General features: G+C 38.6%; 11 protein-coding genes. 5 read left to right on the top strand and 6 right to left on the bottom strand.

All coding sequences use genetic code 11. The annotated features are described in order from the left end of the window. A partial coding sequence (locus tag SGI74_13780) for a hypothetical protein (protein ID MDZ4678563.1) occupies positions 1-464 on the bottom strand: 464 nt, incomplete at its 3' end. A gap of 472 nt (positions 465-936) precedes the next feature. Between SGI74_13780 and SGI74_13775 the strand changes: the two genes are divergently transcribed. The 5 genes from SGI74_13775 (at position 937) to SGI74_13755 (ending at position 6,231) form a co-directional block, all read left to right on the top strand. Beyond that, entirely contained in the window at positions 937-1,476 is a 540-nt protein-coding gene (locus SGI74_13775) for a GNAT family protein (GenBank protein MDZ4678562.1), read from the top strand. Positions 1,477-1,762: 286 nt separating this feature from the next. Beyond that, positions 1,763-2,329 (top strand): hypothetical protein, encoded by a 567-nt coding sequence (locus SGI74_13770; protein ID MDZ4678561.1) that lies wholly within the window; start codon positions 1,763-1,765, stop codon positions 2,327-2,329. A gap of 185 nt (positions 2,330-2,514) precedes the next feature. After that, positions 2,515-4,347, top strand: coding sequence for a DNA topoisomerase VI subunit B (locus SGI74_13765; protein MDZ4678560.1), 1,833 nt, complete (start codon positions 2,515-2,517; stop codon positions 4,345-4,347). A 12-nt stretch (positions 4,348-4,359) separates the two neighbouring features. Further along, positions 4,360-5,502, top strand: coding sequence for a DNA topoisomerase VI (locus SGI74_13760; protein ID MDZ4678559.1), 1,143 nt, complete (start codon positions 4,360-4,362; stop codon positions 5,500-5,502). 126 nt (positions 5,503-5,628) lie between these two features. Further along, positions 5,629-6,231: a hypothetical protein gene (locus tag SGI74_13755; protein ID MDZ4678558.1), complete on the top strand. Its 603-nt coding sequence runs from the start codon at positions 5,629-5,631 to the stop codon at positions 6,229-6,231. Here the strand turns inward: SGI74_13755 and sufT are convergent. The 5 genes from sufT to sufC all read right to left on the bottom strand — a co-directional run. Next, positions 6,228-6,794: a putative Fe-S cluster assembly protein SufT gene (gene sufT / locus SGI74_13750; GenBank protein MDZ4678557.1), complete on the bottom strand. Its 567-nt coding sequence runs from the start codon at positions 6,792-6,794 to the stop codon at positions 6,228-6,230. The two genes, SGI74_13755 and sufT, sit on opposite strands and share 4 nt — an antisense overlap. A 17-nt stretch (positions 6,795-6,811) precedes the next feature. Continuing rightward, positions 6,812-7,261: an SUF system NifU family Fe-S cluster assembly protein gene (locus SGI74_13745; protein ID MDZ4678556.1), complete on the bottom strand. Its 450-nt coding sequence runs from the start codon at positions 7,259-7,261 to the stop codon at positions 6,812-6,814. After that, the gene (locus SGI74_13740) at positions 7,258-8,478 is read right to left on the bottom strand and encodes a cysteine desulfurase (protein MDZ4678555.1); all 1,221 of its coding nucleotides are present in this window, start codon (positions 8,476-8,478) and stop codon (positions 7,258-7,260) included. Before SGI74_13740 ends, SGI74_13745 begins: the two co-directional genes overlap by 4 nt. Then, positions 8,475-9,779, bottom strand: a complete 1,305-nt coding sequence (gene sufD, locus SGI74_13735) for a Fe-S cluster assembly protein SufD (GenBank protein ID MDZ4678554.1) — start codon at positions 9,777-9,779, stop codon at positions 8,475-8,477. Before sufD ends, SGI74_13740 begins: the two co-directional genes overlap by 4 nt. Next, a partial coding sequence (gene sufC, locus SGI74_13730) for a Fe-S cluster assembly ATPase SufC (GenBank protein MDZ4678553.1) occupies positions 9,779-10,046 on the bottom strand: 268 nt, incomplete at its 5' end. The genes sufC and sufD, both read right to left, overlap by 1 nt.

Genomic DNA, 10,046 nt, shown 5'->3' with positions numbered 1-10,046 from the left:
GAAATAGTTCTGACTTTTTCGATTGGAACAACTGGGTTTGTTGAAAAAGAAACAGCAATTTTCTCAGCTTCCAGCTTTGAGGTGTTTTCTAGTTTCTCTAGAACTTCTATTTTCTCAAGCTTTGAAAAGGCTCTCTGGATCTTTTCTTCTCTTTTAAATAAAGACTGAGCCATACCAAGATGAGTTAAATTAAGTAAGCCCTTATTAATTTTTTCTTCAATCTCTGGAAGTTCTTTTAAAAGTCGCATTGCCTGAATGCGTCTATAGGCTTGATCTTCGCTATAACCTAGCTCTTTGAGGGCATAGGTAAAAAGAGAGCTGTACTTTAATTTTGAAAAAAGCCTGCGTCTTTCAATTTCTCGGAGATGATGAAGTATGTGAGACAAAATCTCTCGTTCCTGCTGAACAAGTTTCCGTGTCTCATTGAGTAAAACATCGTCGTTTATGGATTTTAAATTGATCATTGATTTCCCCCTCTGTTTAAAAACCCTTGAAATTTAAGGTCCAATGAAGAGTACCATAGGTTTTAAAATGCTAAATTTGAGAAAATCTAAATACCATTCGCTGCATAGCTAAAATTATTGAGACGAGCGCTAAAACAGTCACCACGGCATCTTTTTCGCGCAGAATTTAAAACAAAAGTCTTTCTTTTAATTGCCCGGCACAGCTCTTCTTATTGAATCGTAAAACAGGTCAAGAGGAATTTTTTAAAAAAGCTATTTTGTTATTGGAATTAGATTTGTAATATTAATATTCAGCTAATAATCTTTTTTGAAAAAATTTACTTAAAGATTATATCTTTATCTTTATCTATTTAAATAAAGACAAAACTTATAAATATTAAAATCAAATTTTAATGTTAATCTCTTTTGATACCACTAATACCTTTAGCATTTAGTTGTTGCTCAAAACACTTGCCCTAGATAACTTCGAGTCATGGACAATCTTCAAATAAATTCACAATTAGAACTACGACAAATTGAACAGCGGGACTGCTCTCACTTTATGAAACTCATCGACAAGAATCGCATCTACTTACGTGAATGGCTTGGCTGGCTCGATGTCACTAAGACTGAAGATGATCTGGGGAAATTTATAAACAAAACTCTTTCTGAAATTAAAGATAATAAAGCGCTCTGTTTTTTAATTTGGAACCAAGACCAAATCGCTGGAATCATTAATTTAAGAGATATAGATTTTATGAATAAAAAAGCGATGATTGGATACTGGGTTGGGCAAGAGTTTACAGGCCAAGGCTTTGCAAAGAAAGCCACAAAAATACTGATAGACCATGCGTTCAAAAAACTTAGTTTAAATAGAATAGAAATTAGATGCGCCACCGGCAACACTGCAAGTCAAGCAATTCCAAAGAGCCTGAGTATGAAGAGTGAGGGTATTCTGCGTGATAATGAATGGCTGTACGATCATTTCGTAGATCACATCGTGTTCAGTGCTATCGCATCACAATGGCAGTGAATTCTCCAACCGTAAGCAGGCTGAATTCACCCGCGCCAGCGCGGAAAATTTTAAAGATTTTTAAACTGGCGCAAGAGCTACAAAACAAGAGGCAATACCCAATTTAGAGCCCAAAAACGTAGCCGGGCAGTAAATTCTTCACCGTACAAACAACCTATCTCCCTTTAGTTTGCTCTCAGAGGCGGCATTGAAATTGCGATGATTCGGCATGTACTCTAAGATTTAGAGCCATTGGCTAGTTGAATTGGACGCGTGAAATGCGTTATGAAAGTTGAAGGAAGTTGTTATGAAGTATATTGTAGTTGTTTTGTTTGTTGTTGCGGGTTTGACGTTTAATGCAAAGGCGAGCACAGAGAATCCTGCCATGGATGAACTGGCGGAAGTTCAAATGGAAACTGAGTTTGAACAAACTCAAGTAGATCAGCTCAAGCAAGATGATCAATTCAATTCTCGTGAAGCCGGGCGTCTTCAAAATGAAATCAAACAAGCAAAAGCAAAGCTTCAGATGTTAAAAAATCGCAACGAAGCAACTGCCAGATCAATTCAGAAGAAAAACGAACGTGTTCAGCGCGAAAGTCAGGCTCTATCACAGGAATCCCAGCAATTAACAAAGCTTCAGGCACAAACCGAAGTAAAAGAAAGAAATATTGAATCACTTAATGCCAAAATAGAAGATCTCACCCAAAAGCGTCAGGATATTCGAATTAAAATGTCAGAAGTAAAAGTGCGCTTTGCTAAAGCGAGTACCGCGCAATCTCGATTACAGAAAAAACAAGAAGCGCTTAACAAACAACTCAGAGATCTTCGCCTTCAGAAAAACAAAATGGCTTCAGGCGGCAATCGTCGCAGCTAATAGCGGGTGCTGATACGCTGCAGCGTAATTCCGCGGGGATTTTAGTCTAGTATCCCAAACGGTAAGCTCCCTGTTGCCAATTGGATTCTCTTCAAATAAACTCCAAGTTGCCAGATTAAATGTAAACTCAAGACAATAGTGTGTGTAACGCGATATGAGTAACACACCGGCAACAAGGGGCGTCTGTGGCAAAGAACATAACATCAAGTAGTACGGCCGAATATTTTGCTAAAAATTTGCAACAAGTCGGATTCTCATCACAAACAAAAGCAATATTAACAACACTCAAAGAATCTGTAGATAATGCACTTGATGCTTGTGAAGAAGAAAGTATTTTACCAGAACTCAATGTCATCATAGAAAAAGTTGGAGTCGGTAGTCTTAAAAATTCAGATCTCGTTCGAGTCAAAGTAGAAGATAATGGTCCCGGCTTAGAAGGTGACGATTTAGTTCGAGTATTTGGCGAATATCTTGCCTCCTCAAAATTTGGCCGTGGAAGATGCTCTCGTGGCCAACAAGGTATCGGTATTTCAGCTGCCACTACTTGGGCTCAAATGACAAATGCCACAGGTGTTAAAGTCATCAGTAAAACAAAATCAATGCGCTTAGCAATTTCTGCAACCATTGAAGTTGATATTAAACACAATAAAGGTGTGATGAAAAATAAAGAAACTCTTAAGTGGGATCGCCCTCATGGAGTTTCTGTAGAGTTTCTCATCGACGGAAGAGCACAAGTCGGTGGTGAAGGTGGTCTTCTCACTTATCTTACCGGTACAACACTTGTGAACCCGCATCTTACCTTGCACTACAAACTTTTAGATCAAGATGAAGTAACAATTGAAAGAGTATCAAACACTGTTCCTGATATTCCAGAGGCCACATCACCACATCCACATACAATGAAGCTTGGCGAATTTATTGCGCACTCTCATTTATTTGGGCGAGTGAGTGTTGGTGATTTCTTGAAAAAAGGATTCTCACGAGTTCACGAAGGTACACTTAAAGAACTCGTTGCCGCAGGTCTTAAACGCCCCATGCTTACACAGTCAGTTGATAATGCAAAAGAAGGTGACTTTAAAGAAGTCTATTCTACGCTCCAAAAAATTCAATTAATGTCTCCAAGTACAAAATCGGTTTTAACAATCGGAGAAGAAGCTCTTTCAAAAAGCATTCAGCGCCTAGGTGATGTCGATTTTTTTAGCGTTGTTACAAGAAAACCCACAATTTGTGATTTTAAACCTGTGGTTGTTGAAGTTGCAATTGCGCGCCTTAAAGAAAGATCAGTTGGGTCGACAGATTCATCTGTTCAGGTGTTGCGGTTTGCAAATCGAGTTCCTTTGCAATTTGACAAGTCAGCGTGTGCGATTGTTAAGGCCATCGAAAGTGTGAACTGGCGTACATATGGGTTAGTGCAACCTAAAGACAGTATTCCTTACGGCCCCTACGTTATTGCGATTAGTCTTGTGTCACCATTTATTAAATTTAAGAACGCATCAAAAGAAACGGTCGATGCTTCAGATGAGTTGGTAAATGAATTACGCCTTGCGCTGATACAAGCAGGGCAAAAACTCTCGCGACATATTCGAGCTGAAGATCGTGCTTTTGATTTAGAGAATAAATTGCGCCATATCGAGCAATTTGGCCCTATTTTAGTCGAAGGGCTCGTACGTATTTTAGATGCGTCGCCCGCTAGAAAGAAAAAAGCTGAAGAGGGGTTGATGAAACTCTTGGGTCGCGACACTAAAGTAGCTAAACAAGAATTAGCAGATGCAGTTGTCGGCAAGCAGGCTTTAGCAGATAAGCAAAAATTAATTCTTGGTATCGATGATGAAGGCGCAAGTCTGGATGCTACAGGGCCAGCAGATGAGGAGATTCCCGGTGCAGTTGATGCCAAAGGTAAAACCAAGGCTGAAAAAGGGAAAAATAAAAAAGTTAAAAATAATAAAGTCAAAATAGAAAAAGTTAAAACTAAAGATAAAAAAGGCAAAAAAAAACTTCAACCAAGCGTTCGTAAGTAAGAGGAAAGAAAAATGGCAAAAGGACAAGATATTGTTCAGGTTTCAAAAAATCTTTGTCAGGTCTTACTTAAAGATCTTGAAAACGCAAAACGTCCCATTTTAGAAGCAACGAAATGTTCACTTGATAATTGTAGATACGATTTTAAAGTTGGGTATCTCACACCCGGTGGTAAAAAAGTTCGCACTGAACTTAACGTTTCATCTGTTCAAAAAATGTCTCGAGCGATATTCATGCTAGAGATCATACTGCGTAATATCGATACAGGTGCGGTGAATACAAAGCGTGAGCTTTATTACATCAGTAAGGGTGAAATTAAACATAATCCGGCTCTTAAACCTTTAGATTTTGCTGACCAAGATGAAAGTGATTCTATTATCGATTTTATTTGCGAGATGATGGAATGTTATCGAGAAGAACTCAATTGTTACGCCAACGATCGCGGTGGTCAAACCTATTGCAATCAACTTGTAGTAACAGAGACAATGACCGACGGTGATAAAGCTGTTGTTGATTTAAGTACACTTGGTACAAGCCCTTTTCAGCCTAAAAATAGACCACAAAGTTTACAGCTCAAGGCTCGTAAGAAAATTGATTATTGTCTAGTTGTAGAATCTGAAGGTACGGCAAATACGTTAGTAGCCAACGGATTTTGCAAGCGAAACAATGCAATCTTGATGGGTGCTCAAGGTGTTCCCAGTAACGCTGTTCGCGGTTGGTGTCGACTTATTCAAGATCAATTGAAGGTTCCTATTTATTTTTTCGGAGATCTCGACGCGTACACAATGCAAAATATTTATAGAACTCTCAAAGCAGGTTCTGCCGCAAGTTTGATTCGTAATTCTGATTTCTCGGCCCCTGAAGTTAGATTTTTAGGAGTACTACCTGCAGACATTAAAAAATATGATCTTAATGACTACCCAGTAAGAGAAAATGACATTCAAGAAGTTCGAGCTCTTAAAAAAGCCGATGATGCTTTAAAAAATGATCCATTTTTTAAAGATAAGCGAAACAAAGACGTGGCTGAAATTTTAAAATGGCTACTCAAAAACAAGCGACGTTGTGAGCAACAAGCGTTTTTCACCGTCAATCCAAGAGACCCGATCATGCCTGAGAAAATATTAGTAGAAAAGATCAAGAGGGGTGATTACGTCTAAAGCTGTATTTTTTTTATTCACACTGACTTTTTTACTTCTAATTCATGCTCATAATCTAAGTGAAAGACCTCGGTTTTGGCATGTTCTTGCATAGATATACTCCCTATAAGCTTACTAGGGAGTCATATGAAAAGCCTAAGTATCAATAAAGTTGCGATTGTTTTCACGCTGGTTTTAGCATTCTCTCAACTTGTGATTGCAGATTCAATTACTGTAACTTCATTAGATCAAATTGATTCAGCCTTAAAAAACGATCCCACAACAGTAGAAAAACTTGTTTTGAGCTGGGAAGTTGATGAGTTTAAAACTTTAAAACAAGCTCAGTTAATTTATGATGCCCTGAGATTAGCCGAACACTGGGGCTTTTGGATTAATAACAAAGCTGAGGTTATTCCTGGTTTTAATGTGAGAATAAAAGTTCACTTTGCAAATGCACCTTTGAATGTCTCGCCAGATGGAAAATTAGCAGCTGAATTTCGAGGAAAAATTTTATTGAGTTGGCTTTGGGATCGAACAAAAACTCCTGAAGCTAGAAAAGCACTTGTTGAAATGAAAAATCCACCACTTTTAGACTTAATGCCTCTTCAAGCTGCGATTTCTTCAGTGATTGCTTCATTCACAGAACTATTGCCGACGGCTGAAGGTGAAGACATCTTACTTAAAATTTCTCAAGAAAGAGAAAGGCTCGCACAAAAATGTGCCGCTGATTTGCTTAAGGTAATTAATTAAAAAAATCCTAATTGAAGTTTTGCAGCTTCTGACATCATGCTTTGCTCCCAAACTGGATCAAATACAACATCAACGTGAGTCGTTTTCACACCGGGGATATCTCTCACTTTACTTTCAATCTCACCGGCAAGTACTGGGCCCATTCCACAACCAGGGGCTGTAAGAGTCATGACAACAGCGACGTCAAAACCATCATCAATGGCTGTGACTTTACATTCATAAACCAGTCCAAGTTCAACGACATTTACAGGTATTTCAGGGTCATAACAGGTTTTAAGCTGCTCCCAAACCTTTTCTTCAATTTGGGTTTGAGTGAGTGGCCCAACTTGTTCTTGAGTTTTATCAGTAGCTGAGGTTTTGATATCTGAGGGTTGTTTACCTAATGCATCAGCGTTTTCAGCATTAATCCGCGCCATAAAACCATCTTCTGAAATGACAGTATAAGAACCACCCAAAGATTGGGTAATCGTAACTTGTGTGCCAAGTGCAAGAGTTACTACTGTTCCACTAGGGATTTGAATGGCGGATGTATCTCTTTTTAGTTTTACTTTTTCATGTAACATTTGGTCATACCTTTTTGTTATTCTGTTTTTGCTACTGTGTTTTCTTGTTTTAATGCAAGCATTGCTGTGTGCCAGGGGAGTATGGCGCATTTCACTCTTGCGGGAAATTCGCTTACTCCTTCAAAAATTTCTAATTTGTCTAAATCAGGGCCTTCACTGCTATTGCCAAGGCCTGTTACAAGGTTTTGAAATTTCTTAAACAGTGCTTCAATTTCAACTATAGATTTAGTTTTCATGATGTCAGTCATCATTGAGGCAGAAGCTGTGGAAATAGCACATCCTGACCCTTCAAACGCTGCATTAATTATTTTGCCATCTTTTATTTCAAGATAAACGTTCACTTTATCACCGCAAAGTGGATTGTATCCTTCGCCTTTATGGCTTGTGTTTGCAATTTTATGAAAATTTCTAGGGCGTTTTGAATGATCAATAATAACTTCTTGATAGAGATCTCTTAATTCACTCATTTAAACACCTCTTGCACTTTACGAACAGCGCGGATGAACGTGTCTACTTCAGCCATCGTGTTGTACATTCCAAAAGAAGCGCGTGCAGTGGCGGGTACTTCAAAATGCAACATCAAAGGTTGAGCGCAGTGGTGCCCTGTTCTGATGGCCACACCTTCACGATCTAAAATTGTTCCAATGTCATGGGGATGAATATCTTTGATCATAAAAGAAAGCACGCTGGCCTTTTTTTGAGCAGTACCGATTAAACGAACATCACTTATTTTTGAAATTTCACGTGTGGCATATTCTAAAAGTTCATTTTCATGTCGAGCTATGTTTTCTAATCCAATTTCAGTAATATACTCAAGTGCTTTAGCAAAACCAATGACCCCTGCAATATTAGGGGTGCCAGCTTCAAACTTATAGGGCAAAATGTTATAGAGAGTTTTATCAAATGATACTGTGCTGATCATATCTCCGCCGCCTTGATAGGGAGGCATTTGTTCAAGCAAATTTTCTTTGCCATAAAGTACACCAACACCTGTTGGCCCGTATGCTTTGTGGCTCGAGATTGTGTAAAATTCGCAATCAAGTACTTGAACATCGATTTGTAAATGAGGTGCTGCTTGAGCGCCATCAATGTGCACTGGAATATTTAGTTTGTGTGCTTTTTCAATGATCTCTTGAACTGGATTAATTGTACCTAAAGCATTTGAAATATGAACCACTGAAACAAATTTTACTTTCGGATTTAACAGCTTTTCATAATCAGACATTGAGAATTCGCCTGCAGCATTGACGGGTACAACTTTTAAAACAGCACCGGTCTCTTCACAGAGCATTTGCCAGGGCACGATGTTAGAATGATGCTCCATTACTGAAATAATAATTTCATCGCCTCGTTTGATATTGCGTCTACCATAAGTACTTGCGACAAGATTGATCCCTTCAGTCGTGCCGCGAACAAATATGACTTCTTTGGTGTCTCGAGCGTTGATGAATTTTTTAATCACGATGCGCGCATTTTCATAATCACGTGTAGCACGCTCGCTTAAATCGTGAACACCTCGATGAACATTGGCATTATCGTGTTGGTAATACTTGCTCATTGAATCAATAACACATTGAGGTTTTTGAGATGTGGCAGCGTTATCAAGATATACCAATGGGCGTTTATGAACCTGTTGGTGCAGGATCGGAAAATCTTTACGAATTTTTTCTATGTTATAACTCACAAGACTTCCCTGAGAAGGCCCTCAAGATACGTTTTCACAGCAGGAATACGTACTTTATCAAATACATCACTTGCAAATCCTAAAGTTAAAATATGTTTGGCCTCTTTAAGGCCAATGCCACGTGCACGAAGAAAAAATAGTGCTTCAGAATCAAGCTGACCAATTGTTGCGCCATGGCTGCATTTCACATCATCGGCATAAATTTCTAACTGAGGGCGCGTGTTTGCAGTGGCATCATCTGAAAGTAAAAGATTCTTATTGCTCTGCTGAGCGTCGATTTTTTGAGCATCAGCTTTTACAAATATTTTTCCGCTAAATATACCGCGAGATTTGTCATTGAGAATACCTTTGTATGACTCAACACTTTTTGTATGGGGCTTAAGATGTTCAATCACAGTGTGGTTGTCAGTATGTTGTGAGTTTTTACCCGTATAAAGACCGTGAAGATGACATTCGCTGCCTTCAGCATTGAGTTTTATTAAAATTTCGTTACGTGAAAGTTTACCTCCCCAAGAGTAATTATGGGAGTTAACTTGGCTATTACTAGCTTGTAGCGAATTAAGGCGCGCCACATGATACCCGTTGGAGCTTTCTTCTTGAATCCGGTAGTGATCAAGCACTGAATTTGGCCCGATAATAAGATCGGTTACCGTATTGGTCAAAGAAACAGGGCTTCCTAGTGAAACATAACTTTCAATGATGATGGCTTGATTTTCTTGTTCAGCAATAATGATATTGCGCGGGTGAGACATTTTAGGTTGATCACTATCGGTTGAAACATAAACAAGATGTAGTGGTGAGCCTAGAGTGACTTCTTTATCAAGGTGCAAGACCACACCTTCGGTCATGAGGGCAAGATTTAGTGCTTGCAAAGCACCTTCTGAAGATTGATTAAGGCTTGTTATGTAATCTTTAAGTATCGGACCATGTTTTTCAATACCCTCTTGAAGATTACTCAGTGTTACACCAGGAGGTAGAGTATTTATTTGTGAAAGACTCGGTGTAAAGACACCATCTACAAATACAAGTCGATGACATGTGAGTTCACTAAAGAGAAACCTTTTAATATCAGAAATTTTCACATCTGTTTTTTTTAAATCAGCTTTGGTCTGAATATTAAATGAGTTTTTAGACATTTCTAAAAGGCTTGTGTAACGCCATTGTTCATCTTTTGTAGTTGGTAAACCCAAAGTCAAATAGCGGTCATAAGCATGAAGGCGTACTTGTTGAAGCCAGCTTGATTCTTTGCGCGTCTTGATGACGTCAAATGAATCAGAAAAAGAAAGGGTAGGCATGGTCATTAATGTACCCCTTGAGATGATGGGGCATAACCTTTTTCTTCTAATTCAAGAGCAAGAGATTTATCTCCTGATTTTACAATTTTTCCGTCTGAAAGGACATGAACAAAATCAGGAACAATATAATCTAAAAGTCGTTGATAATGAGTGATGACGATCATTGATCTCTCAGAACTTCGAAGAGCATTTACGCCTTCGGCGACTGATTTTAAAGCGTCGATATCTAAACCTGAATCGGTTTCATCTAAAATGGCGAGTTTGGGTTCTAAG

This window comes from Oligoflexia bacterium (genome assembly GCA_034439615.1).
Taxonomy (GTDB): domain Bacteria; phylum Bdellovibrionota; class Bdellovibrionia; order JABDDW01; family JABDDW01; genus JAWXAT01.
The sequence above is the reverse complement of the archived record's forward strand: the minus strand, read 5'-3'. Positions and strand labels throughout refer to the sequence as shown.